The organism is Natronomonas salina (genome assembly GCF_013391105.1).
Lineage (GTDB): Archaea > Halobacteriota > Halobacteria > Halobacteriales > Haloarculaceae > Natronomonas > Natronomonas salina.
This window is the reverse complement of record NZ_CP058335.1, coordinates 1,368,952-1,394,165: the sequence shown is the minus strand read 5'-3', so window position 1 is coordinate 1,394,165 and position 25,214 is coordinate 1,368,952. Positions and strand designations below refer to the sequence as shown.

General features: G+C 68.9%; 23 protein-coding genes and 2 tRNA genes. 13 read left to right on the top strand and 12 right to left on the bottom strand.

Going from position 1 to position 25,214, the window contains the following annotated elements; genetic code table 11:
- Positions 1 to 42: 42 nt before the first annotated feature.
- Both HWV07_RS07455 and ahaH read right to left on the bottom strand, forming a co-directional pair.
- Entirely contained in the window at positions 43 to 2,259 is a 2,217-nt protein-coding gene (locus HWV07_RS07455; RefSeq protein ID WP_178333692.1) for a V-type ATP synthase subunit I, read from the bottom strand.
- Positions 2,246 to 2,578 carry an ATP synthase archaeal subunit H gene (ahaH, locus tag HWV07_RS07450; protein WP_178333691.1) on the bottom strand — a complete coding sequence of 111 codons (333 nt, stop codon included), beginning with the start codon at positions 2,576 to 2,578 and terminating at the stop codon, positions 2,246 to 2,248. The genes HWV07_RS07455 and ahaH overlap by 14 nt, the downstream gene beginning before the upstream one ends.
- Positions 2,579 to 2,759: 181 nt before the next feature.
- Here ahaH and HWV07_RS07445 point away from each other — a divergent pair, with 181 nt between their 5' ends.
- Positions 2,760 to 3,440 (top strand): methyltransferase domain-containing protein, encoded by a 681-nt coding sequence (locus tag HWV07_RS07445; protein ID WP_178333690.1) that lies wholly within the window; start codon positions 2,760 to 2,762, stop codon positions 3,438 to 3,440.
- Here HWV07_RS07445 and HWV07_RS07440 read toward each other — a convergent pair.
- Positions 3,437 to 3,892 carry a type IV pilin domain-containing protein gene (locus HWV07_RS07440; protein WP_178333689.1) on the bottom strand — a complete coding sequence of 152 codons (456 nt, stop codon included), beginning with the start codon at positions 3,890 to 3,892 and terminating at the stop codon, positions 3,437 to 3,439. The two genes, HWV07_RS07445 and HWV07_RS07440, sit on opposite strands and share 4 nt — an antisense overlap.
- 37 nt (positions 3,893 to 3,929) lie before the next feature.
- Positions 3,930 to 5,132: a DUF7096 domain-containing protein gene (locus HWV07_RS07435; RefSeq protein WP_178333688.1), complete on the bottom strand. Its 1,203-nt coding sequence runs from the start codon at positions 5,130 to 5,132 to the stop codon at positions 3,930 to 3,932.
- Positions 5,133 to 5,284: 152 nt separating this feature from the next.
- Between HWV07_RS07435 and HWV07_RS07430 the strand changes: the two genes are divergently transcribed.
- The 5 genes from HWV07_RS07430 (at position 5,285) to HWV07_RS07410 (ending at position 10,702) form a co-directional block, all read left to right on the top strand.
- A complete protein-coding gene (locus HWV07_RS07430) occupies positions 5,285 to 6,421 on the top strand; it encodes a helix-turn-helix transcriptional regulator (protein WP_178333687.1) in 1,137 nt (378 codons plus the stop codon).
- A 115-nt stretch (positions 6,422 to 6,536) separates the two neighbouring features.
- Positions 6,537 to 7,331 (top strand): electron transfer flavoprotein subunit beta/FixA family protein, encoded by a 795-nt coding sequence (locus HWV07_RS07425; protein WP_178333686.1) that lies wholly within the window; start codon positions 6,537 to 6,539, stop codon positions 7,329 to 7,331.
- A complete protein-coding gene (locus HWV07_RS07420) occupies positions 7,328 to 8,296 on the top strand; it encodes an electron transfer flavoprotein subunit alpha/FixB family protein (RefSeq protein ID WP_178333685.1) in 969 nt (322 codons plus the stop codon). The genes HWV07_RS07425 and HWV07_RS07420 overlap by 4 nt, the downstream gene beginning before the upstream one ends.
- Positions 8,297 to 8,477: 181 nt before the next feature.
- A complete protein-coding gene (locus HWV07_RS07415; protein ID WP_178333684.1) occupies positions 8,478 to 8,870 on the top strand; it encodes a DUF7344 domain-containing protein in 393 nt (130 codons plus the stop codon).
- A gap of 62 nt (positions 8,871 to 8,932) precedes the next feature.
- Entirely contained in the window at positions 8,933 to 10,702 is a 1,770-nt protein-coding gene (locus HWV07_RS07410) for a site-2 protease family protein (protein ID WP_178333683.1), read from the top strand.
- A 121-nt stretch (positions 10,703 to 10,823) separates the two neighbouring features.
- On the opposite strand, the gene HWV07_RS07405 is transcribed toward HWV07_RS07410, so the two are convergent.
- Positions 10,824 to 11,066, bottom strand: coding sequence for a DUF8028 family protein (locus HWV07_RS07405; RefSeq protein WP_178333682.1), 243 nt, complete (start codon positions 11,064 to 11,066; stop codon positions 10,824 to 10,826).
- Positions 11,067 to 11,336: 270 nt separating this feature from the next.
- Between HWV07_RS07405 and HWV07_RS07400 the strand changes: the two genes are divergently transcribed.
- A complete protein-coding gene (locus HWV07_RS07400; protein ID WP_178333681.1) occupies positions 11,337 to 13,607 on the top strand; it encodes a heme-binding protein in 2,271 nt (756 codons plus the stop codon).
- Positions 13,608 to 13,987: 380 nt separating this feature from the next.
- Here the strand turns inward: HWV07_RS07400 and aceB are convergent, their stop codons facing one another.
- From aceB to HWV07_RS07385, 3 genes are all read right to left on the bottom strand, one after another.
- A complete protein-coding gene (gene aceB / locus HWV07_RS07395) occupies positions 13,988 to 15,292 on the bottom strand; it encodes a malate synthase AceB (RefSeq protein ID WP_178336013.1) in 1,305 nt (434 codons plus the stop codon).
- A gap of 145 nt (positions 15,293 to 15,437) precedes the next feature.
- Positions 15,438 to 16,508: an isocitrate lyase gene (aceA, locus tag HWV07_RS07390; RefSeq protein ID WP_211694243.1), complete on the bottom strand. Its 1,071-nt coding sequence runs from the start codon at positions 16,506 to 16,508 to the stop codon at positions 15,438 to 15,440.
- A 336-nt stretch (positions 16,509 to 16,844) separates the two neighbouring features.
- Positions 16,845 to 17,795 carry a ferritin family protein gene (locus HWV07_RS07385; RefSeq protein WP_178333680.1) on the bottom strand — a complete coding sequence of 317 codons (951 nt, stop codon included), beginning with the start codon at positions 17,793 to 17,795 and terminating at the stop codon, positions 16,845 to 16,847.
- A gap of 105 nt (positions 17,796 to 17,900) precedes the next feature.
- Between HWV07_RS07385 and HWV07_RS07380 the strand changes: the two genes are divergently transcribed.
- Both HWV07_RS07380 and HWV07_RS07375 read left to right on the top strand, forming a co-directional pair.
- A complete protein-coding gene (locus HWV07_RS07380; RefSeq protein ID WP_178333679.1) occupies positions 17,901 to 18,548 on the top strand; it encodes a helix-turn-helix domain-containing protein in 648 nt (215 codons plus the stop codon).
- Positions 18,549 to 18,627: 79 nt separating this feature from the next.
- Positions 18,628 to 19,002, top strand: a complete 375-nt coding sequence (locus HWV07_RS07375; RefSeq protein ID WP_178333678.1) for a hypothetical protein — start codon at positions 18,628 to 18,630, stop codon at positions 19,000 to 19,002.
- Positions 19,003 to 19,046: 44 nt separating this feature from the next.
- On the opposite strand, the gene HWV07_RS07370 is transcribed toward HWV07_RS07375, so the two are convergent.
- From HWV07_RS07370 to HWV07_RS07360, 3 genes are all read right to left on the bottom strand, one after another.
- Positions 19,047 to 20,360 (bottom strand): TIGR00341 family protein, encoded by a 1,314-nt coding sequence (locus HWV07_RS07370; protein ID WP_178333677.1) that lies wholly within the window; start codon positions 20,358 to 20,360, stop codon positions 19,047 to 19,049.
- 242 nt (positions 20,361 to 20,602) lie between these two features.
- A tRNA-Thr gene (locus HWV07_RS07365) sits at positions 20,603 to 20,674 on the bottom strand.
- 29 nt (positions 20,675 to 20,703) lie between these two features.
- The gene (locus HWV07_RS07360; RefSeq protein WP_178333676.1) at positions 20,704 to 21,390 is read right to left on the bottom strand and encodes a DUF7114 family protein; all 687 of its coding nucleotides are present in this window, start codon (positions 21,388 to 21,390) and stop codon (positions 20,704 to 20,706) included.
- Positions 21,391 to 21,449: 59 nt separating this feature from the next.
- Between HWV07_RS07360 and HWV07_RS07355 the strand changes: the two genes are divergently transcribed.
- Entirely contained in the window at positions 21,450 to 22,151 is a 702-nt protein-coding gene (locus HWV07_RS07355) for an enoyl-CoA hydratase/isomerase family protein (RefSeq protein ID WP_178333675.1), read from the top strand.
- 111 nt (positions 22,152 to 22,262) lie between these two features.
- Entirely contained in the window at positions 22,263 to 22,877 is a 615-nt protein-coding gene (locus HWV07_RS07350; RefSeq protein ID WP_178333674.1) for a hypothetical protein, read from the top strand.
- 18 nt (positions 22,878 to 22,895) lie between these two features.
- Here the strand turns inward: HWV07_RS07350 and HWV07_RS07345 are convergent, their stop codons facing one another.
- Positions 22,896 to 23,723 (bottom strand): NAD+ synthase, encoded by an 828-nt coding sequence (locus tag HWV07_RS07345; RefSeq protein WP_178333673.1) that lies wholly within the window; start codon positions 23,721 to 23,723, stop codon positions 22,896 to 22,898.
- Positions 23,724 to 23,906: 183 nt separating this feature from the next.
- Here HWV07_RS07345 and HWV07_RS07340 point away from each other — a divergent pair.
- Both HWV07_RS07340 and HWV07_RS07335 read left to right on the top strand, forming a co-directional pair.
- Positions 23,907 to 23,977 (top strand) — tRNA-Gly (locus tag HWV07_RS07340).
- 562 nt (positions 23,978 to 24,539) lie between these two features.
- On the top strand, positions 24,540 to 25,202 hold the full coding sequence (locus HWV07_RS07335) for an HTH domain-containing protein (protein WP_178333672.1): 663 nt from the start codon (positions 24,540 to 24,542) through the stop codon (positions 25,200 to 25,202).
- Positions 25,203 to 25,214: the final 12 nt, after the last annotated feature.

Here is a 25,214-nt window from a genome sequence, read left to right as displayed (position 1 = left end):
ATATCGGAGAACTGTTCGTTCCCGGGTCGAGGGGGCCCGAGTTCAGTCCTCGGTAGTGTACGTCCGCTCGTGACCGAACGGCGCGTACTTCTTGCCGCCGCCCTCGTAGAACTTCCCGAAGAACTCCACGTACTCGAGACGGATGCTCTGCAATCCGGCGCTCGTGATACCGAGCGCGAGCACGAGCAGGTGCCCGAGCACCAGGACGAGGATGCCGACCAGCGCCGCCGCGACGCCCCCGTGGAGCAGGCCGCCGAACATGATCTCGGTGACCTCGTGGCCGTGGTACATCACGCCGGCCTCCTGGGGCATCCCGCCGGTCCCGAAGTGCCACGCCTCGACCGTCTCGCCGTGGTGGTGTTCCTCGGTGACGTAGACGCCGAAGAACAGCAGGTTGGCGACGAAGGCCATCCCCGCCTTCGCGAGGAGGACCGCCGCGAGCCGGGTGTACGAGAGGACGTTCACCAGCACGTTCAGGAACTCGACGACCTCGATCGGTTCGCCGAGGTACAGCAGCACGACCCCGACGAAGAACGCGGCGAGGCCGGCGAAGCCGACGAGTTCCGGGAAGCCCGCGAACCCGAAGGCGAACGGCGCGCCGTCGAAGACGGCGGTGGTCTCTTCACCGCCGACGAGGAGGCCGGGGGACGCACCGGTCGGCGGCGCGTCGGCGAAGATCCACGCCCACAGGCCGAACATCATCAGCAGCCACGAGCCGCTCTCGGTGACGGCGTCCCAGAGACCGTGACCCAGGTTCTCGTAGAAGTCGATGATCCACCCGATCGCGAGGTGGACCATGCCGGCCAGCAGGCTCACGACGAGCCAGCCGAGAGCGTAGTCGGCGTGCTCGGGCGTCAACCCCTTGTGCAGCGGCGGGGAGCCGCCCCAGACGATCTCTCCGAGCTGGTGGAGCCCGAAGAACTCACCGTACAGCACACCGAAGACGGCCGTGAAGATCCCGGCCGCGATGCCGACGCCGCCGAGCGAGCGGATGGCGTCGGACTCGAAGCGGCTCATCAGGACGAAGCCGAGCCCCATGTAGAGGAGCCCGTAGCCGAGGTCGCCGATCATGAAGCCGAAGAACAGCGGGAACGTCAGGAACAGGATGAACGTCGGGTCGATCTCCGTGTACTTCGGCCGGTTGATGACCTCGACGAGCGTCTCGAAGGGCTTCACGCCCTTCGGGTTGTCCTGGACGACTGGCGGCTCGCCGCCGCTCATCGCGGTCCCGCCGTCGGCGGCGACCGGGTCGCCGGTGCTCTCGGCACCTCCGCGACCTTCAGCCCCGCCGACGTCTTCTCGCTCGTGTGCGTGGCCGTGCTCGTCGTACTCGGCGCGTTCGAGTTCCTCGACCTCGACGTGGTCGCCGACGGCCGAGTGCAGGGCGTCGGTCAGCTCCGAGTACCGTTCGCTCGGGATCCAGCCCTCGGCGACGAAGGCGTTCTCCGTCGTCGCGAAGGTCAGCGGCGCCTCCCGCTTCTGGACCTCGATGGCGAGTTTCTCCTCGGCGGCCAGCAGGAAGCCGGCCACGTCGTGTTTCGTCTCGGCGAGCTCCTTCTCGACGGTCTCGAGCTTCGACTCCACCTGGCCGCGGCGGTGCTGGAGGTCCTCGACGTAGTCCTCGGGACTGGTCGCCTCGTCGCTGTCGCCGAGGTCCGGGACCTCGTACTGGGTGAACGCGGCGCCGACGAGGACGTCCTGGAGGTCGACCGCGGGGTACGCGAAGATGGCGACGTAGCCGCCCTCCTCGAACAGCTCGTACTCCTCGACCTCGTCGGCGTCCGCGAGCGCCCGGCGGAGCGCCTCGGGGTCGCCCTCGCCGACGGCCGCCGTCAGGTTGTCGTAGCCGGACAGCAGGTCGAGGTCGATGCCGAGTTCGGCGAACGGCCTGGCAGCCTCGACGTTGTCGTCGATTTCGCGGAGCTCGTCCTCGAGCGACGACCGCCGGTCGTCGAGTTCGTTGACGCGCTCGCGGACCTCCTCGAGTTCCGCGTCGAGCTCGTCGTCCTCGATGATGCGGGTCCGGCCGGCGTCCTCCTCGGTGACGTCGAGGGTGCTCTGGAGCGCGCGGACGGTGACGAGCTTCTCGGCGGCTTCCTCGGCGCCCTCGACGGGGTTGCCGGGCTCGAAGCCCGCCCAGGTGTCGTCGTACTCCGTGACGTGCAGCAGGTTCAGACCGTGGACGGCCTCGATGGCATCGTCCATCACGCGCTTGGATCCCGTCACCGAGACCCGGCTCATCCGCTTAGGTCTGAGCATCTACCGCCTCCGTGAACAGGTTCACCGCGTAGCCTACCACCTCGTTTCGCTGGGATTCGGCGTGCGATTCGAGGGCCTGACGGTCGGCCTCGCCCTCCGCGATGATCTCCTCGCGCTCGGCCTCGATCTCCTCGCGGGCCTCATCGAGGCGCCGGGACTTCAGCTCCCGGGCCTCCTCGCGAGCCTGCTCGCGGATCTGCTCGGCCTCCGTTCGCGCCTCCTGGATGCGCGCCTCCCGCTGCTCGTGGGCATCTTCGACGATCTCGTCGGCCTCGCGTTCGGCCTCTTTGATCCGGTCAAGAACCTCTGGCCTGGCCATAATTATATCATCAGAAGGTTCGGAAAGGGCCTATTTGGTAGTTGCGAAACCGCGCTTCGGCCGCCGCGCGGTTCCGCCGGCCCGCGGGGGACGCCCATTCGTGGGCCGACAGGCCACTCCGTGCCGCCCCGCCGACGCCATTCCGGGGCAATTATGACCGGACCGGGCGTATCGGGGACCAATGGGAGTCCTCGAAGACAAGGGCCGCGCGCGCATCTTCTACAAGTACCTCTCGCGGGTCTACGACGCCATCAACCCGTTCATCTGGAACGAGGAGATGCGCGACGAGGCGCTCGGCTGGCTCGACCTCGAGGCGGGCGACCGCGTCCTCGACGTCGGCTGCGGCACCGGCTTCGCGACGGAGGGGCTGCTCCAGCACACCGACGACGTCTGGGGCCTCGACCAGTCGGCCCACCAGCTGGAGAAGGCCTACGGGAAGTTCGGCAAGCGCGGCTCCGTGAAGTTCCACCGCGGCGACGCCGAGCGTCTCCCCTTCGCCGACGACAGCTTCGACGCCTACTGGTCGTCGGGCTCCATCGAGTACTGGCCGAACCCGGTCGCCGCCCTCGCGGAGGCCCGCCGGGTGACGAAGCCCGGCGGCACCGTCCTGGTCGTCGGGCCGGACTACCCGAACTCCTCGCTGTTCCAGCGTCTCGCCGACGCCATCATGCTCTTCTACGACGAGGCGGAGGCCGACCGCATGTTCGCCGAGGCCGGCTTCGAGGAGTTCGAACACCACATCCAGCAGCGCGCCCCGGGGACGCCGCGGGCGATCACCACCGTCGCGACGGTGCCGGCGGACGAGGAAGCCGACGGCGACGACGGAACCGAGACCGACGCTGAGTCCGTAGAGGCCGCCTAGACCGTCGTTTCGAGGAGCGCGATCCGCTGGTCGTCGACGTAGAGCCGCACCTCCACCGCGGCCCCGGGTCGCAGTTCCGGGTCGTTCGTCGCGGCCACGCGGAACGACGCCGTCTCGCCCGCTCGCCACTCCCCGCCGGTCGCGCTGTTGAACGGCCCGGTCGGCCCGCTCTCGAACCCGCGCGCAGAGAAGAACGGCACCGGCGGTTGCTCGGCGAGCGGGTCGCCGTCGACGCGGACGCGCACCCGGAGGGCGTCGGGGTCAACCGCGTCGCCGCCCTGATGGGTGAGGCTGATCTCACCGGAGGCGTCGGCGGTCGCGTCGAACGACGCGGTGGGCGCCGGGTCCGGCGGGTCGACGACGACGGCGGAGCCGACGGCCGCCGCGGCGACGACGGTCACAGCGGTCAGCAGGACGACGCCGACGACGGGCGAGGTAGCGCGAGCGGTCATGCGGCCGGTGGCCGCGCCTTCGGACAAGAACGTTCGCCTACTCGAAGGTCGCCTCGTAGGACACCGTCTCGCCGCGGTAGGTGGCGTTTATCGTGGTCTCGCCACGGGGCGCGACGGTCCAGAGGCGCTCGCCCCCCGTCGAGCCGACCGACTCGTTGTCGACCTCGATCGTCGCGTCGACCGGTTCGTCCCGGTCGTCGTCGTAGAGCGCCACGCCGAGCGGGCCGCCGGCGCGCGTCCGGTTGAGGACCAGCCGGAGGTCGCCCTCGACGGTCTCGTCGGTCGTCGTGGGGACGGCGTCGGGCTCCTTGTACTGGTGCTCCAGCATGACGCGGTCCGTCTCGACGTCGAGGTAGGTCTCCAGGTTGCCCTGCGGGTGGGAGTACGTGAACCGCCAGAGCCGCGCGCCGTCGGGGCCGATCGGCGCCGCGGTGGGCGTGCTGTTGTTGGTCACCCAGGGGTACAGTTCGCGGAGCCGCTCCTCGGCCGCCGACAGCCCGGAGCCGCTCTGCTGGTCGAACTCGTCCGTCCGCGCCGACGGGTCGTAGGCCTCCCTGAGGTAGGTGGGCTCCCCGTTGGTCTCCTCCACCGTGGCGAGGACGAGCCCGTCTGCGCTCACGTCCACGTGGACGCGCGCGTCGTCCTGGCCGCTGATGGCCGCCTCGGCGTTGCTACGGACGGGGCCCTGCAGCGGCCGGAGGCGGCTCCGGTGGAGCGCGAGTTCGTTCTCGGTCTCGTACATCCCGAGGTTGTCGGCGCGCGTCTCCAGCCAGTCGACCGTCGACTCGAGGGTCCTGGACTCCTGGTCGATCACGGCGAGCTTCCTGACGAGTTCCCGCTGGCCGATCTCGCCGGCGCTGTACCTTTCGACGGCGCGCCGCTCTTTTTGCTCCAGTTCGTCGACCCGGTCGCCGACGCGTTCGGTCCCGTTCGTGACGATCGAGCGCCGCTCGGACCGCGACTCCGCCTCGCGGTAGGACCGCTGGAAACTGACCCGGTGGTAGGTGGAACGTACCTGGCCGACGTTCGCGCCGACGGCGCCGGCGACGTCTATCGACGCCGTCCCGAGGCTGCTCCGCTCGACGCGGTCGGCGGGCGGTGCGAGGTATTCCGCGGAGCCGTCCTGGGGGACGACCGTCATGGTGGCGTTCTGCTGGGTCTGCATCGCGCCGGCGGAGATAACGCCGAGCGGCGCCAGACAGAGGAGGAGGGCGAGTACGATGGCGCGGGTCCCGTCCATGTGGGGGGCGTCGTCGTCGGAGAACAAAAAGCCGCCGCCCCGAGTCACTCCCTAACGAGCGGAGCAAAGCTATCGAGACGCTTTATCGGGCGTGGAGACGTTTTATCACCTGATGGAAAGCGTTTTCCCGCGGGGGTGTCCATACCTCACGCATGCGGCGTCGGGTCCCCCTCCTGATCTGTGCCCTCCTCCTGACCGCGGTTGTGTGCGGGGCCGCGCCAGCGACCGCCCAGACCGATAGCGAGGAGCTACGCCTCGAGGCGCAGCTCCAGTCCGACGGCGACGCGCGCTGGAGCATCGTCGCCACCGTCCCCCTCGAGGACGACGAGGACATCCGGCACTTCCGGTCGTTCGCCGACTCCTTCGAGGAGGGCGAACGCGACTTCCAGCTCGGCAGCGACACATTCCGGCAGGCGGCGGCGGAGGCCTCGATGGCCAGCGGGCGCGACATGTCGATCCGTTCCGAGGAGCGCTCGGCCGCCATCGTCAACGAGACCGACGACGGCGAGGTCGACAGTTACGGGAAGCTCCGCGTCTCGTTCACCTGGACGTCCTTCGCCCGCATCGACGAGAACGGGACGATGTACGTCGACGACGCGTTCAACACGACCGACGGCACCTGGCTCCCGGGCCTCGACGAGGGGGAGACGCTCGTCATCAGGTCACCGCCGGGCTACGGCGGCCCGACGACGGCCCCCACCGGCGCCCAGGAGGGCGACCTGCGGTGGGAGGGCGAGCAGACGTTCGAGCCCGGGTACTTCGAGATCGTCTACCCGCCGACCAACTCGCCGTTGCCGCCCCTGAACCTCTCGACCATCCTGCTCGGCGGCGCCATGTTGTTGAGCGCCGGGGCGCTCGGCCTGGGCGTCTTCCTGCTGTGGCGTCGGGACGACGACTCCGAACGGACACCCGAACCCGTTCCGGCCGAAGCCTCGGCGGAGACCGGCGGGACTGCGGAGTCCGGCGGCGCGAACGGCGCGGGAGGAGCGGTCGCGGCGGCTGGCGCGGCCGGCGCGGCCGACGAGGACGAGGACGAAGACGAGGAGGAGGACCTCGAGTTACTCTCCGACGAGGAGCGCGTCGAGTACCTCCTCGAGCGGAACGGCGGCCGGATGAAGCAGGCGAACATCGTCAAGGAGACCGGCTGGTCGAACGCGAAGGTCTCCCAGTTGCTGTCGTCGATGGAGGACGACGAACGGATCGACAAGCTCCGGATCGGCCGGGAGAACCTCATCAGCCTCCCCGGCGAGAACGTCGGCGATCTCGCGGCCGGCCACGACGAGGAGTAGCCCGACGCTGTACGGCGTTGAACAGTGTTCAGTCCCCGATAAACGGGGCGCAAACACCGTACGATTCGGAAACGTTTAACCACGAACGGGCGTCACTTGCAGACGACTAGCCGCTATGAAAATACTCGTCACCGTAAAAGAGGTAGCCGAGGTCGACGACGAGTTCGATATCTCCGGACTCGACATCGCCGACAGCTCCCTCGAATACGACCTCAACGAGTGGGACGACTACGCCGTTGAGGAGGCCGTACAGATCAGCGAGGACAACGACGACGTGGAGGTCGTCTCGGTCACCATCGGGCCCGAGCGCTCCGAGGAGACCATCCGGATGGCGCTCGCGAAGGGCGCCGACCGCGCGATCCGCGTGTGGGACGACTCCCTCGAGGACGCCCAGTTCCTCGACGTCGACACGAAGGCCGAGATCCTGGCGGCAGTCGCCGAGGAGGAGGACCCCGACTTCATCCTCTCGGGCGTCCAGGCCGGCGACGACGCCAACGGCGCGACCGGCGTCGCCCTCGCCGAGAAGCTCGACTTCGAGTGGGCCGCGGTCGTCAACGCCCTGGACCTCGACGCCGACGCCGGCGTCGCCAGCGTCCGCCGCGAACTCGAGGGCGGCGTCGAGGAGCTGACCGACGTCGACCTCCCCGCCGTGCTCACCATCCAGACCGGGATCAACGAGCCCCGCTACGCCAGCCTGCGCGGCATCCGGCAGGCCCAGCGGAAGCCGCTCGACGCCCAGGGCCTCGACGACATCGGCCTCGACGCCGACGTCGTCGAGTCCCCGGTCGAGCGCACCGACATGTACGAACCCGAGTCCGAGGGCGACGCGACCCTCTGGGAGGGCGACGCCAGCGACACGGCCTCGGAGCTCGCTGAATTCCTCCGCGACAAGGGGGTGGTCGAGTCATGAGCGTCCTCGCGATCACCGAGCACCGCCGCGGGAGCCTCCGCGACGTCTCCTACGAACTCGTCACGGTCGGCCGCGAACTGGCCGACGAGCTAGGCGAGGACCTCGAACTCGCGGTCATCGGCGGCGACGTCGACTCCTTCGCCAGCGACGTCAACCGCGAGGGCGTCGACACCATCTACACCGTCGACGAGGGCGAGGAGTTCAACCACGGCATCTACGCGCAGGCCATCGAGCAGCTCCACGCCGAACTCGACCCGTCGGCGCTGCTGATGCCGAACTCGGTCAACGGGCTGGACTACGCGCCCGCCGTCGCCGAGAGCCTCGACCTGCCGCTGGTCACGGACGTCATCGGCCTCGAGGGCGGCTCGCCCGTCGAGGTCACCCGCGAGCAGTACGGTGGCAAGGTCGAGACGACCTACGACATCGGCGAGGACCAGTTCGCCATCACCATCCGCTCGGCCGAGTGGCCGCAGGCGGAGGCCGACGGCGACGCCGCCATCGAGGCCGTCGACGTCGACATCGACGAGAGCGCCCTCGGCAGCACGGTCAACGGCTTCGAGGAGGTCGGCGGCGGCGACGTCGACATCACGGAGGCCGACGTCCTCGTCTCCATCGGCCGCGGCATCGAGGAGGAGGAGAACCTCCCGCTCGTCGAAGAGCTCGCCGACGCCCTCGGCGCCACCCTCTCCTCGTCGCGCCCCATCGTCGACAACGGCTGGCTGCCGAAGAACCGCCAGGTCGGCCAGTCCGGCAAGGTCGTCACGCCCGACGTCTACATCGCCATCGGTATCTCCGGCGCCGTCCAGCACGTCGCGGGCATGAAGGGCGCCGACACCATCATCGCGATCAACAAGGACCCGAACGCCCCCATCTACGACCTCGCCGACTACGGCATCGTCGACGACCTCTTCGAGGTCGTCCCCGAACTCATCGAGGAGTTCGGCGGCGAGGCCCCCGACATCTGACGGCGGTACCCGTTTTCCCGCGACCCGGTTCGGGCTGCAGCTGCCCACTCGACGGCCCGGATCACCTTCTCTGCCCTCGGAAAATCGACTGGCTCCCTCGACCACACTGTACGGGTGTCCATATAATGGGCCTCCCGTGAGAGGGCTGAGGCTCATCCACGTGGGTCCGTAACGAGGGGCAATGAGCACCCACCGAGACCGTGAATCGGAGCGGAATGCCCTCGAGGAAACGAGCGCCTACCGCCTCATGAGCCACGTCTACCGCCGCGCGCTCGTGGACTGCCTCGGAGGCCGCCGGGAGGGGATCGCCATGGCCGACGCCGCCGCGGAGGTCGCCGCCCGGAACCTCGACCCCTCGGTCGCGGAGAGCAGCCACGAGACGGTCGCCGACGTCTACGCCGCCCTGCACCACTGTCACGTGCCAAAGCTGGCCGACGAGGGGATCGTCGCCCACGACCGCGACCGGAACGTGGTGTCGCTCACCGAGCGGGGCCGGGAGCTCGCCGCGGTCCAGGAGGGCATCGCGTCGGGCACGGACGGCGACGACGCGGCCGTTCCGGACGGCTACATCTAGTCCATCCGAACGGAGCCGCACAACGACGGACTTTTTGACGCGCGGAGCCCCTATCTCGCACAATGAGTACGCTGCTCTGGATACTCGTCGGTATCCTCCTCTACACGTCGGCGGCGATGGCCCTCAAGTCCCGGGGGGTGCTGCCGTCGTCGCTGACGGTCTCCGGACCGATCCTCACCATCCACACCCAGCGCGGGCGCTCGTTCCTGAACTGGCTGGCGACGCCGAAGCGCCTCTGGCGGGCCTGGGGGAACCTCGGGGTGGGCGTCGCCATCGTCATCATGGTCGGCTCCTTCTTCGCCGTGCTGCTCTCGGCGGTCAGCATCGCGACGAACCCGGAGGCGACGACCGGGTTCGTCCGCCCGCAGGACGCGCTGGTCATCCCCGGCGTCAACCAGTTCCTGCCGTGGGCGGCCGCGGTCGACATCCTCGTCGGCCTGCTCGTCGGCCTGGTGGTCCACGAGGGGGGCCACGGCCTGCTGTGCCGCGTCGAGGACATCGACATCGACTCGATGGGCGTCGCGCTCATCGCGCTCGTCCCGCTGGGCGCGTTCGTCCAGCCGGACGAGGAGAGCCAGGAGGCGGCCGACCGCGGCAGCAAGGTGCGGATGTTCGCCGCCGGCGTGACGAACAACTTCCTCGTCACCGCTCTGGCGTTCGCACTGCTGTTCGCTATCGTCGCGAACGCGGTGGCGGTCGTCCCCGGGGTCGCCATCGGCGGTGCCCTCCCCGGGTCGGCCGCCGAGGACGCCGGCATCGAGCGCGGCGACGTGCTGACCGAGGTGAACGGCCAGCCCGTCGCCGACGAGGAGGAGTTCGAGGCGGCGCTCGCCGAGGCCGACCGGGAGGTGACCGTCGACCGCCGCGACGGCGAGGCGGTCACCGTCGAGCGGGAGCTCATCGTCACGCGCGCGGTCGTCGACGCGCCGATCGGGACCGGGACGACCGTCCGGGCCGTCGACGGCGAGACGGTCTACACCGAGTCGGCCTTCGAGGCGGCGCTGAACGGCAGCGAGACCGTCGAGGTCGAGACGGAGAACGGCACGACGCAGTTCCCGGTCGGCGTCTTCGCCAGCACCGTGCCGGACGGCGACCCCCTCTCGGAGGCGGGGGCACCCGACACGCCCGTCTTGATCCACAGCGTCGGCGGGGAGCGGACGCCGACCCCGGAGGCGCTGTCGAGCGTCCTCTCCGAGACCGACCCCGGCCAGACGGTGGAGGTCGTCGCCTACCACGGCGACGGCGCCGACCCCTGGAACGGCGAGCGCCAGGTCTACGAGGTCGAACTCGGCGAGCATCCCACCGACGACCACGGCTACCTCGGCGTCGGCGGCATCCAGCAGGGGACCAGCGGCGTCGTCGTCGACGACTTCGGCATCGACACCTACCCCGCCGAGCAGTACCACTCGCTGCTGGGCGGCGGCGGCTGGGGCGACGACCCGCTCGTGACGTTCATCTCCCGGACCTTCGCGCTGCTCGTCCTGCCGTTCGCGAGCGTCGTCGACCCGAACCTCGGCTACAACTTCGCGGGCTTCAACGGCAGCGTCGCGAACTTCTACGAGGTCTCCGGCCCGCTGAGCGCCGGGGCGATATTCGGGCTGGTGAACGTCCTCTTCTGGACCGGGTGGGTGAACATCAACCTCGGGCTGTTCAACTGCATCCCATCCTACCCCCTCGACGGCGGGCACATCCTCCGGTCCTGCGTCGAGGCGATCCTGGCGCGGCTCCCCATCGAGGCGACGCCGACGCTGGCGAGCGCGGTGACGACCACTATCAGTGTCACGATGATCGTGAGCCTGCTGGGGATGCTGTTCGTCCCGCAGTTGCTCTGAGAACGTAAACGAGGAGAGCGGCGGGCCACCCGGGGGCGGGTATGCCAGCGATGGAAGGGGAGCGGTCGCCCCCGCGACGGCCGTCGGCGAGCGACTCGTCGGCGCGACTCGGAGCCGCGACTCAGTTCGGCGAGTGCCCGTGACCGATGACGGCGCAGACGACGTTCACGGCGAGCGAGCCAGTCAGCGCGGACGGGTATCGACCCGCGACGCCGGTGACCAGCGCGACGAGGACCAGCAGCGGGAGCAGGGCTGCGGCCCAGAACGCTATCGCGCGGACACCCGCGAAGCACTGCTCGATGCAGGATGCGAGGAATCCAGCCGGCCGGGCTGACGTCTGACGTGACGGTGTTGCGCTCGACATGGGGGCTCTCCTCGCTCCATCCTTGGCCCGCCCACCCCATATAAACGCGAGAGGGTTAGCATCAGTTCAACTCCGTTCGCGGAACCGTTCGCGTTTTACCGGCGACCTTCCGACCATTAACGACCCTTCCAGATTCTTTTAGAACCTTCAAGGGATTCTCTGAGGGAGTAACGAGTCGACGTGAGGGAGAAGGGGATTCGCCCGGCCGCTTCGCTGCCCCGACCCGCGGAACTCACAAACACCATTAGTCGCGCGTTCGAACCGGCCGCCATGGTACGACGGCGACCGCCGGGGACGGAGGAGGGGTGGTACGCCCTCCACGACCTCCGGCACATCGACTGGGACTCCTGGCGGGCGGCCCCCGACCGCGAGCGGGAGCGGGCCGTCGAGGAAGGCATCGACTACCTGCAGTCGCACGCGGCGCTGGCGGACGCCGAGGAGGGCGGGTCGGCGGTCTTCTCCATCGTCGGCCACAAGGCCGACCTGCTGATACTGCACCTCCGGCCGACGCTGGAGCACCTCGATCGCGCCGAGCGGCGCTTCGAGTCGACCGCGTTAGCGGAGGTCACCGAGCGCGCCTCCTCGTACGTCTCGGTCACCGAGGTTTCGGGGTACATGCACGAGGACCTTACCGACGGCCTCGACGACATCGAGGACGCGGGTATGCGCAACTACATGAAGCAGCGCATCTACCCGGAGATCCCGGACGCCGACCACGTCTGCTTCTACCCGATGGACAAGCGCCGCGGCCCCGAGGACAACTGGTACGACCTCCCCTTCGAGGAGCGCGCCGAGTACATGTCGGCCCACGGCGACATCGGCCGGGAGTACGCCGGCAAGGTGACCCAGATCATCACCGGCAGCGTCGGCCTCGACGACCACGAGTGGGGCGTGACGCTGTTCGCCGACGACCCGACGGACATCAAGCACCTGCTGTACGAGATGCGGTTCGACCCCTCCTCCTCGCGGTTCGCCGAGTTCGGCCCCTTCTACGTCGGCCGGCAGTTCCCGCCGGAGGACCTCCGGGCGGTCTTCGACGGCGAGGCCGTCCCGACCGACCGGTCGCTCGAGGGCGACACCCTGGACCTCGCCCCCGGTGCGGGCGAGGAGAGCCACCCGCCGACCGAGTCCGGACGGGACTCCGGCCGACACCACGGCGACGCCGACTCCGGGTCGTCCGGTGGCGGCGGCCGCCCCTCGCCGGGCGACGCCGAGCACGACGAGGTCGGCGCCGACGAGTTCCTCGAGCGGGCCGACCGCTTCGGCGTCGACGCGGGCGACGCGGGTTACGGCCTGCTCTTCGAGTCCGACGCCGACTCCGACGAACTCGAGGACGAGGTCGAGGAGCTGGCGGGGAACTTCGACCACTACGACACCCACGCGGGGACGACCGTCCACTCCGACGGCGAGACGACGGCGGTGGTGTCGCTGTGGGCCAACGAGCGCGCGGCGAACACCGCTTCCGGCTTCCTCTCGGAGCTGCCCGGCGTCGACGGCGGCGTCGGCGCGTCGCTGGATGCTGATTCGGAGGACGGCTCCGGCGAGGAAGACGACGACGGCGACGAGTCGGCCTCGGGCGGAGGCGGCCGCCCCGGCGGTGAGGCCAAACACGAGGAACTGGATCCCGAGGAGTTCCAGCGGCGGGTCCACCGCTTCGGCGTAAGCCTCGACGAGCACCCCGAGGCCGGCTACGCGCTGCTGTTCCGGTCGGAGACGGACGCCGAGGAGCTCGTCGAGGAGGTCGAGGGGCTCCGCGAGAACTTCGAGCACTACGACACCCACGTCCTGACGACGGTCCGCGCCGACTCCGGCGACACCGCGGTCGTCTCGCTGTGGGCCAACGAGCGAGCGGCGAACACCGCCTCGGGCTTCCTCTCGGACCTCTCGGGGGCCGGCCCGGGCATCGGCGCGAACCTCGGCGACGGGGAGTCCGAACCCTACGGCACCGACGAGGACGACGACATCCGCGGCGAACTCGCGGACCTCGACGTCTACGCGGGCAAGCCCCACGGCGAGGACGTCTACGCGATGGTGCTGTACTCCGAGGCCGACCCCGAGGAACTGGAGTCGGAGCTCGCCGACCTCGCCGAGCGCTTCGAGCACTACGACACCCACGTGACGTCGGCCGTCTACGCGGACGAACACGGCGGGGACCGGTCGGCGGTCGTCTCGGTCTGGGAGACGAAGGACGCCGCCGACAAGGCCGGCGGCTTCCTCTCGGACCTCCCGGGCATCGTCGCTCGCGCGGGCGAGTCCAGCAACTTCGGGACGATGGGGATGTTCTACACAGTCAAGCCCGAGCACCGCGAGGACTTCGTCGAGACCTTCGAGGAGGTCGGCGAGAAGCTGGCCGACCTCGAGGGCCACCTCGAGACCAGCCTGCTCGTCAACGTCGACGACGAGAACGACATGTTCATCGCGAGCCAGTGGCGCGAGCGCGAGGACGCCATGGAGTTCTTCCGCTCCGACGCGTTCCGCGAGACCGTCCAGTGGGGGCGGGACGTCCTCGCCGACCGGCCGCGGCACGTGTTCCTCGCGTAGTCGGCCCTCGCTTCCCTTCCTGAAATCCTCTTCGAGCGGTCTGATAACCTGACCGAAGATCCATCTAGAGCGGACGCCGCAGCCTCAATTCACCATCGGCCGGGAGCGCGTGTCGGCCGCCAGGCCGACCGCGCGACCCGGGAAAGGGCAGCGCGACGGCCGGTGGACGAATCGAACTCCTGGCGTTCTCGCGAGTGAAACGAGCGAGGGCTCGAGGGAGCCCCGCTCCCTCGGTGGACTGAAAGGGCGAGCGACCGCGAGCGGTCGAGGGCTTTCGGGGTAGTGTCCTCGGCGTCGTCGTCGTCACGCTCGATCGCTACAGCGGCTACTCTCGAAGGGTAGAATCCATCAAGAAAACAGCGGTAGCGGACCGACGCTCCTTACTCGCCGACTTCCATCGCGCGCTCGACGACGTCCTCGCTGTACAGCTCCGCGAGGTCGTCGTGCTGGTCGGGACGGTTCTGGTAGACGTCCTGGAACAGCGAGATCGGCGTCATGAGGGCCTGGTAGGTCGCCTCGTCCCACATGCGGTCCTTGGCGACGTCGACCTGGACGCCGTCGATCTCGACGGTGGCCGACTGGGTCATCGCGATGGCGCCCTTGCCGGCCTCCTTGGCGGCCTCGAACTCCTCCATGGAGTCGACGATGTCGTCCATGCTGGGGACGTAGTCGAGCAGGTCGAGGAGCTCCGCCTGGAGGTCCTCCTCGCTCTCGACGTAGATCTCGTCGCTACCGACCTCGAGCTCGTAGCCGTCGCCGTCCTCCTCGAGCTCGACGCGGTCGCCGTTGTAGACCTGGACGTCGCCCTCGTCGTCGAGTTCGACCTCGCGGCCGTCGGCGTCGATGATCCAGTAGCCCTCGGCGGGCGGCAGCGGGCTCTGGTTGGCCTCGACGACCTGGCCGGGGGTGAGCGACCAGATGCCGAGCATGCCCATCGCGTTGTTGGCGGTGATGCGCTCGTGGTAGCCGTCGACGTCACGGATGTCGTCGTACGGGCCGTCCACGGAGATCAGGCCGGCCGCGCTGGCCGCACGCGAGGTGTTGTGGCGGAGCTCCTTCCACTCGGGGAGGCCGCCGGTCGGCGTGATGGCGCGCATGTCCTTCGTGTAGTCGACCTCGCCGTCGACCAAGAGGAAGAGCCGCTCGAGGTTGTTGGATGCCTTGCCCATCTCCTCGCGGAGCTTCTCCATGGCGAGTTCGGCGGAGCCGGACTCGATGATGACGGACATCGCGAGGCTGCCCTCCTCGAGGCCGTACTCGTTCTCGACGATGGTGATGAACTCGTCGGCCTTCTTCCAGTCGTCGATGTCGCCGACCTCGGGGATGACGAAGCCGTCGATGTTCTCGACGGCGCCGTTCTCGGGGTCGGCGATCTCGAGCATGTGCTGGAAGCCGCGGTAGCGGGTCTCGGGGCTGTCGCGGTGCCAGACGACGCGGGGGTGGATCTCGCCGGGGAAGTCGGCGCCGCCCTCGGCGACGACCTCGGCGATGTTCTCGGCGCCCTCGTCGCGCATGTTCGGCGCGGTGGCGTCCTCGTTGTCCGGGACCCAGACGTCGGGGGCCTGCATGCCGCGGAGCTCGATGGCGCTGCGGAGCTTCTTCGCGGAGTCGTCCTCTCCCTGCTCTGCGGTCGGCGTGGTGAAGAACGTCCGCACGAACTTCCGGTCGTGGGAGCGTTTGTCGATTGCAGTCATCTCAGTCACTCGGAGGGAGCAGGCCGCGGGTATTAAAACTGGCCGAATCGGCTCGTTTGACGGTCGACGCGGGCCGTACAGTCGGGACTACGGGTGCGCGAAAGAAGGGGAAAACGCGGGTCGAGCGGCCGCTCGATCAGTCGTCGTCGTTGTTCGACGTGAGCGGCTCGTTCTCGTCCTCGGTGAAGCCGGCGGACTTCTCCATCCGCTCCTTCGCCTCGGGGTCGAACTGCGCCTCGATGTCCTGGAAGCGGGAGACGAAGGAGAGCTCGTGGTGGCTCTCGGTCTCGTGGCCCAGGTAGCGGCCCTCGAGGTCCCACTGCGCTTCCTCGTCGTTCTCGGCGATGTTCGCCATGTCCTCGTAGACGGCGTGGGCGCCGGAGTGCAGGGCGTAGAGAGTGATGAAGATGTACTGGTAGCCGAGGTCGCCCAGTTCCTGGAACGTGAGTGCGTCCTCCTCCTCGGACCACGCGAACGAGCTGGAGTAGTTGAACGCCAGGTCCAGGTCGGGGTGGGTCTCGTGGATGGTCTCGGCGTACTCGACGGCGTCCTCGCGGGACGGGTCGGGCATCTCGGGCCAGACCAGGTCGACGCCGCAGTCGGCGTAGAGGCGGCCGCGCTCGAGGTGCTCGTCCCAGTCGCCGTTCGAGGAGCCGTAGGCGTCGGTACGGGCGATGACGATGGTGTCCTCGCTCTGCTTGGCGTCGACGGCCGCGCTGAAGCGGGCCTCGGCCTCGTCGCGGGAGACGATCTTCTTGCCGGCGATGTGACCGCAGCGCTTGGGCGTCGTCTGGTCCTCGATGTGGACCGCGGCGACGCCGGCCTTCTCGTACTCGCGGACGGCGCGGCGGACGTTGTGGATGCCGCCGTAGCCGGTGTCACAGTCGGCGACGACCGGCAGGTTGGTCGCCTCGACGATGCGCTTTGCGTTCTCGACCATCTCGGTCATCGTGACCATCTCGAGGTCCGGGAAGCCGAACTGGCCCAGGACCGTCGAGTAGCCCGACATGTACGCGGCGTCGAGGCCGGCCATCTCGGCGAGGCGGGCGTCGAGCGCGTGGTAGAGACCGGGAGCGAAGGTGAAGTCCTGCTCGTCGAACTTCTCTCGGAGCTCGCGGGCAGCGGGGTTGTCGACGTCTCGGACGATCGATTCGGTGTTCTGGACTCGGCTTGCGACCTTGTCCTCTCCGTCGTTGTCGTGTGCCATGGTTAGTATCGGGGGTTACCGGGCTCGGACCGCAGCGCGGTCGAGACACCGGCGTTCGTTCCTGAGATCGCGCAGTCCGGCGCCGTCGACGGGCGTCGACTCGGGGACGCCTCGTCGCGGACGGCACCGGGGCTGCGGGTCACTCATCGTATGCATCCGTAGAGACCGGAGTGTGATACAAAACCCTTATGATTTTTAATGTTAATACTGGTTAGACTGTATTGACTCCTTAAGGGAGTGCCATTCTCTAGCACCTCGAAGCGGCGTCGCGGGCGTCGCCGCGCGACCCCGACCAATCGCAAAAATCGACTGCGAGAAGGGCTGCGACGGTGACGCTCAGTCCGCGGCCGCGGGTTCGTCGTCGAGGGCGACGAGCTCCTCGACGTCGGGGATCGCGGCGTCGCTGCTCGTGATGATCTCGATGCGGCGGGTGAGCTTGTCGCGGGCGTAGTTCACCAGCGGCATCGGGTTGACGACCTTCTCGGTGGCGCTGACCGTCTCGGCGACCAGGGGCATGAGGTCCTGGAGGGTTTCGCGGACGACCTGTTCGTCGACGCCGTCCTCGGCGAGGTGCTGCTGGACCTTCTGCATCCCGAAGCCGACGTGGCGACCCTCGTCGCTGCGGATGTAGGAGACGCCCTCGACGAGCCCCTCCAGGTGGGGGAAGTCCTTCTTCGGGACGTCGGGGTCGCCGCGCGGCGACATCGAGGAGGTGATGCCGTAGTAGCCGGTCTGGGCGAGGACGGACTCGACGACGAGGTGGTAGTGACAGTACGCACGCACGCGGTTCTCCGGGGTGTCCTCGCCGTCCTCGAGCAGTCGTTCCATCGCCGCTTCCGTGCGGTCGAAGAGGTCGATGTACCCGTCGACGAAGAACCGCTGGTCGGTCGGGTTCACCTTCTCCCAGCCCTGCTCCTCGGCGACGGGGTGGACGACCTCCCGCCAGTAGCGGTCGAAGAACTGGGTGTGTTTGGCCTCCTCGTAGATCTGGCTGGAGACGAACATCTGGTCGTTGATGTCCTCCAGCGTCAGCATCAGCGGTGCGAGGTCCTCGGTGACGGCCTCCTCGCCGGCGCCGAACAGCGCGACGGTCTGCATCAGGTCCTGGAACTCCGCCTCGCCGATGGCGTCGCTCTCGACGATGCGCTCGCGGTCCCGGGCCATCTTCACCGCGTCGATGTCCTCGTAGGGGTCCCAGTGGTTGTAGACGGCGTGCTTGAAGTAGCCGCCGCCGACGCTGTCAGGGTCGATTCGCAGGTCGCGGCTCGTGTCTCTGACCTGTGTCATGCCACCACATCGTGGCCGTCGAGCAATCGTCCTGTCGCCCGCGATTCGAGGGAAGTTTATCCGCGGTAACACAACAGGTAAGAAGTTCGCCGCGCATGCAGGCGTATGCGATACGCGACCGTCGTCATCGCCCCGGCGGGAGACGGCCTCCAGCCGGCGGACCGGGCCCTGGCCGCGGAGCCGACGGTCACCCGCGACTGCATCCAGCAGATCAACCTCCTCAACGACGGGACCTGCGTCACGCTCTACAGCGTCCGCGGCGACCTCGAGCGGGCGGCGGACATCCTGGACGGCCAGGACGACGTGTTCGCCTACGACGTCTCGGGGGAGCGCGAGGGGCTTTTGTACGTCCACTTCCAGCCGACCGACGTCGTCGAGCGACTGCTCTCCATCCCGCAGGACAACGAGATCGTCCTGCAGATGCCCATCGACTGCCTCGAGGACGGCAGCATCCGCACGACGCTCGTCGGCGACGACGCGACGATCCGGGCGGTCGTCGACGCCATCCCGGACTCCCTCTCGCTGTCGCTGGAGGGCATCGGCGACTACCACCCCGAGTCCGAGGAGCTGTTCTCGGCGCTGACGCCGCGCCAGCAGGAGATCCTCGAGGCCGCCGTCGAGATGGGTTACTACGAGGTGCCGCGCGGGACGACCCACCGGGAGATCGCCGAGGTCGTCGGCGTCTCCGCCGGCACCGTCGGCGAGCACCTCCGGAAGGTCGAGGGGAAGGTGCTGTCGACGCTCGTCCGGTAACGCGCCGTCCACGGTCCCGCGAGTCCGTGCGGCGTCCGGAGGGCGGCCATTTTTGTGCGCGGTCCACGAAGCGACGACGATGGCCGAGGGGGACTTCGAACTCCGGGAGATCGACTGGACGCCCGCCAGACTCGCGGTCGCCGGGCTCATGCTCGTCGTCTCCACGGTGCACTTCGCGCTGACGACGTCGACCGACCAGCTCCGGTTCGCGGTCCTCGCCCTCGGGCTGCTCGTCTGCTTCGTCGTCTACTTCACCGACCTCTGGCAGCCCCAGTACTACCTCGCGGGCGCGGGGTACGTCTGCCTGATGGGCGTCGTCTGGTTCGTCTCCGGCATGCCGATGACGATGGTCGGCTACGTCGATACGGTCCTGAAGGTCGTTCTGGTCGCACTGTTCGTCTACCTCGCGTTCGGCGAACGGCGCGGCATCGACCAGGAGAACCCGACGGGCTGACGCCCGCGCTCACGGATTCCGGACGACCGCTCCGGCAGTACCGCTCAGGCCCCCGCCGCGGAGGCGTTCGATCCGGAGACGTTCGAGCGCTGGTAGTCGACGAACTGGACCTGCACGATCACGTCGCGGTCGGTCCGCTCGGCGATGGCCGCCGCGAGTTCGTCCGACAGCCCGGGGAAGGACTCCCCGCTCGTCTTCGTCAGGACCACGGTGACGACGGTCCGGTCGGAGAACGTCGGCGCCGTGTACTGGATGGTGGTCGACCGGACGCCGAGGGCGCCGTACTCCTCCTGGCCGACGACGTCCGAGATGGCGGCGTTGGTCGACCGCTCGAAGGAGTGCTGGTCGGCGAAGGTGATGCCGGCGACCCCGACGATGGCGACCACCAGGAGAATGGTCCCCAGTACGACGGCCGCCTGGCGGGCGCTCTCGAAGGTGAACAGCCCGTCGTCGACGTCGTCGGGCCGGTAGTCGAGGTACAGCAGCATCAGGGCGCCGCCGGCGTTGACGCCGACGATGCTGATGACGAGCAACAGGAGCGCGCCGACGGCGACGACCGCGTTCCCCCACGCGATGCCGATGCCCGTGGCCGCCGCGGTCGGGATCAGGGCCGCCGCGATCATCACGCCGACGATGGTCGCCTGGCCCTTGGTCGCGAGGCCGTAGGCGCCCGCCGCCCCGGCGGTCAGGCCGACGACGAGGGCGAGGATGCTCGGCGAGACCCGGACGCTCATCAGCTCCAGTTGCTCGATGGAGAGCGTCGTCGGGATGATGCTGAGCTCGCGTGCGAACCACGCGAACGCCGCCGACGCCACGACGGCGACGACCAGCCCGACCAGCTGCATGTGGAGGCTCTCGACGAGCATGTCGCGGTCGTTACGGACCACGCCGACGTCGGCGGTCAGCACCGGGCTCACGATCGGCGCGATGACCATCGACCCCACGACGATCGCCGGCGACCCCGTGAAGATACCCGCCGTCGCCACGACGGCGCTGAGGATCATCATCCAGAGGTACGAGCGCATGTTCCGCCGCAGGTCCTTGGCCTTCGACCGCATCGCCGCCGGCGCGAGCCGGTTCGGGGTCTTCCCCCAGCGGTTCTGCACCTCGTCGACCTTATCGAAGTGGGCGAACTCGGTCTTCACCGACACCGTGAACTCACCTCTGTCGAAGCCCTCCTCCTCGAGGTCCTCGAGGACGGTTTCGACCGCGTCCGCCGGCAGCACGAACGATACGTTGGTGCGGTCGGACTGCTCGGCGGCGCCCTCGCTGACGGAGTACCCGAGGTCCCGCTCCCGCAGGACCTCCAGGACCGCGTCCAACCGGTCGTCGGCGACCGATATCTGTAGAAGCCGCATGGAGGCGGCTACGACCCGGCGGCGGAAAAGGACGGGCGGCGGCGGTAGCTATCTGGGTAGTAGCCGGACAGGGTGGGTAGCTCTCTCGTCGGCTTCGTCCGCTCGCTGGCCGCGCGTCGGTACTGCCAGTACGAGGTTGGCGATGGTGGTCTCTCGATATATCGAACGGAACAGGGAGGTACCGTATCGGGCACCTGCGAAGTCGAGACTATCGGAGAACGGACCTGTTAGAAGTCGAACAGAGCCTAGGCCGGGATTTGAACCCGGGCTCTCGTCCTTACCAAGGACGCGCTTTACCGCTAAGCTACCCAGGCAGGCACTCGGTGGTAGCCGGGATGCACCGTTAATCGTTTCGATTCAACGCCCGCCCGCCATCGATTGTCAGGCTGGACAGGCGGTCGCGTCGGCCGTCGTCGAAGAACGCGTCGGCGGGGGCGAACCCCGCGCGCTCGGGGGCGAAGTCGGTCGCGAGGCCGCCGGCGTCGTCCGGGCGGCCGCCGGCGGCGGCGACGCCGGTGGTGACGGCCAGTTCGAGGACGTCCGCCTCGAGGTTCCGGTCGAGGTCCGCGGCGCCCGCCTCGTCTGCGGCCTCGCGGTCGGTCTGGTCGCGGCCGAACGCGCGGACGACCGCGACGGCGTCCTCGGCGGCCTCGGTCCGCGCCAGCAGGTAGAACCCCCGGGAGACGAGGACGTCGGCGGCGAGGATGGCCATGTCGGCGTCGTCGCGGTCGACCTGGGCTTCGACGTCGCGGTCGGCCGGCGAGCCGCCGGTCGCGTCACCCCAGGGGTTGTCCTGGGCGAGCTCGCGTGTCAGCCGCAGGCCGTCGTAGATGAGCTGGACGCCGGCGGCCTGGCGGGCGAGCCCCTCGGGGTCGTCGCCGGCGACGGTCCGGGCGCTCAGGAGCGTCAGCACGCCGGGGACGACCGACCCGTCGGCGACGTACTCGTCGATGGTCGCGCGGAGCTCCTCGGGTACGACGTCCGCCGTCGCCTCGGACGCCGCCCGCCGGACCGCGGCGGCTTCCTCCATTGTCGATGCGTAGAGTAGCGAAGGGCAAAGACCTTTGGAAACGGTAATGATGACGCTACATGGTTCGGATCGAGGACGCGGACGACGTCCGCGTCGTCACGCTCGACCGTCCGGAGCGCCGCAACGCCCTGACCCCCGCGGCGCTCGACGACCTCGAGGCGGCGGTCGTCGACTGCACCGCGCCGGTCGTCTACCTCCGGGGGGCAGGCGAGGCGTTCTGCGCCGGCGCCGACCTCTCGGTGGTCGCGGACGTCGCCGACAGCGGCGAGGTCGAGCCGTTCGTCCGCCGGGGCCAGCGCGTCGCCGACGCCATCGAGAGCGCGTCGGCGGTCGTCGTCGCCGGCGTGGACGGCGCGGCCCGCGGCGGCGGCGTCGAGCTCGCCCTGGCCTGCGACCTCCGGCTCGCGACGCCCGACGCCACGTTCGGCGAACCCGGCGTCACCTTCGGCCTCTTCGGTGCCTGGGGCGGGACGGTCAGACTGCCCGAGGTGGTCGGGCTCGGCGACGCACTGGACTTCTCGCTGTCCGGTCGGGTCGTCGACGCCGAGGAGGCCCTCAGAATGGGACTGGTCTCCCGGGTGGTCGACGACCCGCGGGCGGTCGCCGAATCGCTGGCGGAGAACGACCACATGGCGATGGGGCTGCTCAAGGAGCGGGTCCGCGACCGCGGGTCGAAGGCCGACCAGGAGGACGCCGAGGTCGCGGCCTTCGAGGCGCTCGTCGAGGCCCACGCCGACGACCTGACGGAACTCGGAGAGTGAGTGCGCTCGGTCGCCGACAGACGCGGCCGGAGGGCTGCCGAATCGGCGCGACGAGCGGTCGTGTTACCTACCGTAAACGTTGTGCCGTTCGAATCGATATAGGTGGTAAGAATGCCAGAGTGTGATTACTGCGGCGCCTCCTTCGACAGCGAGGCGGCGGAACTGGACCACCTCGCGGCCGAACACCGCGACGAGCTCGGTCCCATCGACAAGCGCCGCGTCGGCGACGACGGGGGCGACGGGGGGCTGCCGACCGGCCCCATCGCCCTCGGGGTCGTCCTGCTGGTCTCCATCGGCATCGTCGGCTACGTCGTCTTCATCGCGGGCGGCTCCGGGGCCGACGCCCAGCCGGTCGCCGACGGCACCCACGAGCACGGGATGATGGAGGCGACCGTCGACGGCGAGGAGATCAACCTCACGCAGCCGAAGTACACCAGTTCGCAGGGTTTCTTCCACATCCACCCGGGCCAGGACGTCCAGTTGTGGCACACCCACGGTAGCCCCGTCACGCTGAAGTTCGCCCTCGGGCAGCTGGGGATGGAGGTCAACGACGACGGGAGCGTGCTGACCTTCGAGAACGAGACCTACCGCGAGAGCGAGGGCGCCGAGATCCGCCTCGAGGTCGACGGCGAGTCCGTCGACCCCGACTACACCCTGGACGGCGTCAGCGAAGCGGAGGCGCGCCAGGGTGGCGGCGACCACATCAGGGTCGTCGTCGAGACGTAGTCGCAGACCGGCGTTCGCCTACAGCGGTTCGGGCGCGGGCGGCATCGCACGCTTGTGCATGCTCTTCTCGTACAGTTCGACGACCCGCTCGACGGCCGACTCCGGCACGTCGAGGGTCCGGACCGTCGCGGACTTCGAGAACGGGCCGTCGACGTGGAGCGCGAGGATGGCGTCCAGTTCGTCGTAGCCGAGGCCCATCTCCTCCTCGTCGGTCTGGCCCTCCCACATCGCGGCGGTCGGCGTCCGCGTCACGAGGTCCTCGGGGACGCCCAGGTCGCGGGCCAGCTGTCTGACCTGGCACTTGTAGAGGTTGCCGATGGGGTGGCAGTCGACGGCGCCGTCGCCGTACTTCGTGAAGTAGCCCGTGGCGGCCTCCGAGCGGTTGCCGGTCCCGAGGACGAGACGGTTCTCCGCGTTGGCGACGAAGTAGTTCAGGACGCCCCGCGTCCGGACCCGGACGTTCCCCAGTGCGGTGCGGTCGTCCTCGGCACCCGCCGGCGCGGCGTCGACGAAGGCGTCCACGATGGGCTCGATCTCGACGACGTCGTACTCGATGCCGAGGTCCTCGGCGACCCGCTCGGCGTCGGTCCGGTCGGCCTCGGGGTTGACCTCGCTCGGCAGCAGCAGGCCGTGGAGGCCGTCCCGGCCGAGCGCCTCGACGGCGAGGTGGGCGACCGTCGTCGAGTCGATGCCGCCGGAGAGGCCCAGCACGGCCCCGTCGGCGCCCGCTGCGGCGACGGTGTCGTCGATGAACTCGACGATGTGCTCGCGGCGGGCCTCGAGTTCGGCCTCCGAGAGGGCCAGATCGACGTTCGTTCCTTCGAGAAGGGGTTCGGCGTCACTCATCGACCGAGGATTCGCCGGGTCCGCACTAATAAGCTGGCGTGGCGGCGCCGTTACTGGACGGGCGTCAGTTTCGAGCGGCCGCGGCGAGGCGCTACGTTCAAGTGCCGGCGCCGGATACGTTGGGCCGAGCGCGCCGTCGCCGAGCGACCACGTCGCGAGGCTCGGGGCGCGAACAGCGTGTGCGCGCCGTTGGTCCAGTGGTAGGACATTAGCTTCCCAAGCTAATAGCCCGGGTTCAATTCCCGGACGGCGCATTCTGCGACGAACGTAGGCCGGAGCGGATGCGCCAGGGCGATCGAACCCTGGAAGTCGCAACCGGGACCGGCCGAACGGAGTGAGTCGCGGGGTCGTTTTTCGAGGGGCCGGCCGATATCTGACGTGGTATCCGCCCGGAAACGACTCACTACCGACCGGGATCTTCTCCTTGGATCGGCCGTAAACTCCGTCGCCAGGTCCGTTCAGCCGGTATTCCGAAACTTATTGCGAATCGATAATTATTGACTGGTAACAAATCGTATTTCCGGTAACGATGATGTGGGTAACTGCCGGGCTGGTTACCTGGTGTGCAGAACCCCCCACCGACCCCCATCCCCCCGATCTACCTCTCTGGGGACTCGCCATCCCCCTTCCAGTTGCCGTCTCCTCACCGCCTCGAAATCACCCATCGGTCAGTGAACACTGCACTTTCGCTCCGATTCATCCCTCCGTCGACCTCCATCGTCCCGGGATGACCGTTCATAACCCGGTGGTACGACCGCGTTACCAGGGTGGACGGTCTGCTGGGTTCATATCCCGGAGTGGCGTTCCGACGGCTGTATGAGTGGGAGCGAACGTTCACCTGAATCTGCTGTCGAATCCGAACCGGAGGACCTCACGGTCGCGTGCTACGTCCGGGCGCCGATGCTGCTGGAACCGATCGACGCGCACGTCGAGACGCTGCGGGCCTGCGAGCGCGAGGGGACCATCGAGAGCCTGCTGCTGCGGAGCTGGCCCGAGCAAGTGCGGCTGGGGGACGACTCGCCCGACCGGGAGGTCCTCGAGCGGTTCGAGGAGTTCGAGTCGTGGGCCGACCGCCAGGGCGTGTCCATCAGGCCGCCGTTCGAGGTCCGCGAGCGCACCTCGTCGGTCACCGGCGAGTTCCGCGAGCGGCTCGTGACGCCGCTGATCGCCGTCGCGCTGTACGACGGGAGCCGCCTGACGGGCGTCTACCCTCACTCCGCGGCGGGAGAGACCTACACCGTCGAGGACGCCATCGCGACCATCCGGACGGGTCGGCTCCCCAGGCCGCTCTCGACGGCCGAGGCGCGGCCGGCGGGCGCCGACGACTGTCCGGAGTGCGACGGCCGCCTCGTCAGCGGTCAGGGGCTCTTCGCCTGCGAGACGTGCGGGTGGGTCGGCACCGCTCGCGCGGACGGCCGGTACGAGGCGCTGGAGGAGCAGGAACCGGTCGAGACCGAGCGGCGGACGGTCAGCCACTGACGTCCGGGCGGC

Bases quoted from the DNA above. Each gene is read 5' to 3' on its own strand.
- HWV07_RS07360 (WP_178333676.1), bottom strand. From the start codon at position 21,390: ATGGAGGAAGCCGCCGCGGTCCGGCGGGCGGCGTCCGAGGCGACGGCG.
- HWV07_RS07375 (WP_178333678.1), top strand. From the start codon at position 18,628: ATGGCCGAGGGGGACTTCGAACTCCGGGAGATCGACTGGACGCCCGCC.
- HWV07_RS07335 (WP_178333672.1), top strand. From the start codon at position 24,540: ATGAGTGGGAGCGAACGTTCACCTGAATCTGCTGTCGAATCCGAACCG.
- HWV07_RS07420 (WP_178333685.1), top strand. From the start codon at position 7,328: ATGAGCGTCCTCGCGATCACCGAGCACCGCCGCGGGAGCCTCCGCGAC.
- HWV07_RS07350 (WP_178333674.1), top strand. From the start codon at position 22,263: ATGCCAGAGTGTGATTACTGCGGCGCCTCCTTCGACAGCGAGGCGGCG.
- HWV07_RS07370 (WP_178333677.1), bottom strand. From the start codon at position 20,360: ATGCGGCTTCTACAGATATCGGTCGCCGACGACCGGTTGGACGCGGTC.
- HWV07_RS07445 (WP_178333690.1), top strand. From the start codon at position 2,760: ATGGGAGTCCTCGAAGACAAGGGCCGCGCGCGCATCTTCTACAAGTAC.
- HWV07_RS07355 (WP_178333675.1), top strand. From the start codon at position 21,450: ATGGTTCGGATCGAGGACGCGGACGACGTCCGCGTCGTCACGCTCGAC.
- aceA (WP_211694243.1), bottom strand. From the start codon at position 16,508: ATGGCACACGACAACGACGGAGAGGACAAGGTCGCAAGCCGAGTCCAG.
- ahaH (WP_178333691.1), bottom strand. From the start codon at position 2,578: ATGGCCAGGCCAGAGGTTCTTGACCGGATCAAAGAGGCCGAACGCGAG.
- HWV07_RS07405 (WP_178333682.1), bottom strand. From the start codon at position 11,066: ATGTCGAGCGCAACACCGTCACGTCAGACGTCAGCCCGGCCGGCTGGA.
- HWV07_RS07455 (WP_178333692.1), bottom strand. From the start codon at position 2,259: ATGCTCAGACCTAAGCGGATGAGCCGGGTCTCGGTGACGGGATCCAAG.
- HWV07_RS07410 (WP_178333683.1), top strand. From the start codon at position 8,933: ATGAGTACGCTGCTCTGGATACTCGTCGGTATCCTCCTCTACACGTCG.
- HWV07_RS07425 (WP_178333686.1), top strand. From the start codon at position 6,537: ATGAAAATACTCGTCACCGTAAAAGAGGTAGCCGAGGTCGACGACGAG.
- HWV07_RS07435 (WP_178333688.1), bottom strand. From the start codon at position 5,132: ATGGACGGGACCCGCGCCATCGTACTCGCCCTCCTCCTCTGTCTGGCG.
- HWV07_RS07385 (WP_178333680.1), bottom strand. From the start codon at position 17,795: ATGACACAGGTCAGAGACACGAGCCGCGACCTGCGAATCGACCCTGAC.
- HWV07_RS07440 (WP_178333689.1), bottom strand. From the start codon at position 3,892: ATGACCGCTCGCGCTACCTCGCCCGTCGTCGGCGTCGTCCTGCTGACC.
- HWV07_RS07400 (WP_178333681.1), top strand. From the start codon at position 11,337: ATGGTACGACGGCGACCGCCGGGGACGGAGGAGGGGTGGTACGCCCTC.
- HWV07_RS07415 (WP_178333684.1), top strand. From the start codon at position 8,478: ATGAGCACCCACCGAGACCGTGAATCGGAGCGGAATGCCCTCGAGGAA.
- HWV07_RS07430 (WP_178333687.1), top strand. From the start codon at position 5,285: ATGCGGCGTCGGGTCCCCCTCCTGATCTGTGCCCTCCTCCTGACCGCG.
- HWV07_RS07380 (WP_178333679.1), top strand. From the start codon at position 17,901: ATGCGATACGCGACCGTCGTCATCGCCCCGGCGGGAGACGGCCTCCAG.
- HWV07_RS07345 (WP_178333673.1), bottom strand. From the start codon at position 23,723: ATGAGTGACGCCGAACCCCTTCTCGAAGGAACGAACGTCGATCTGGCC.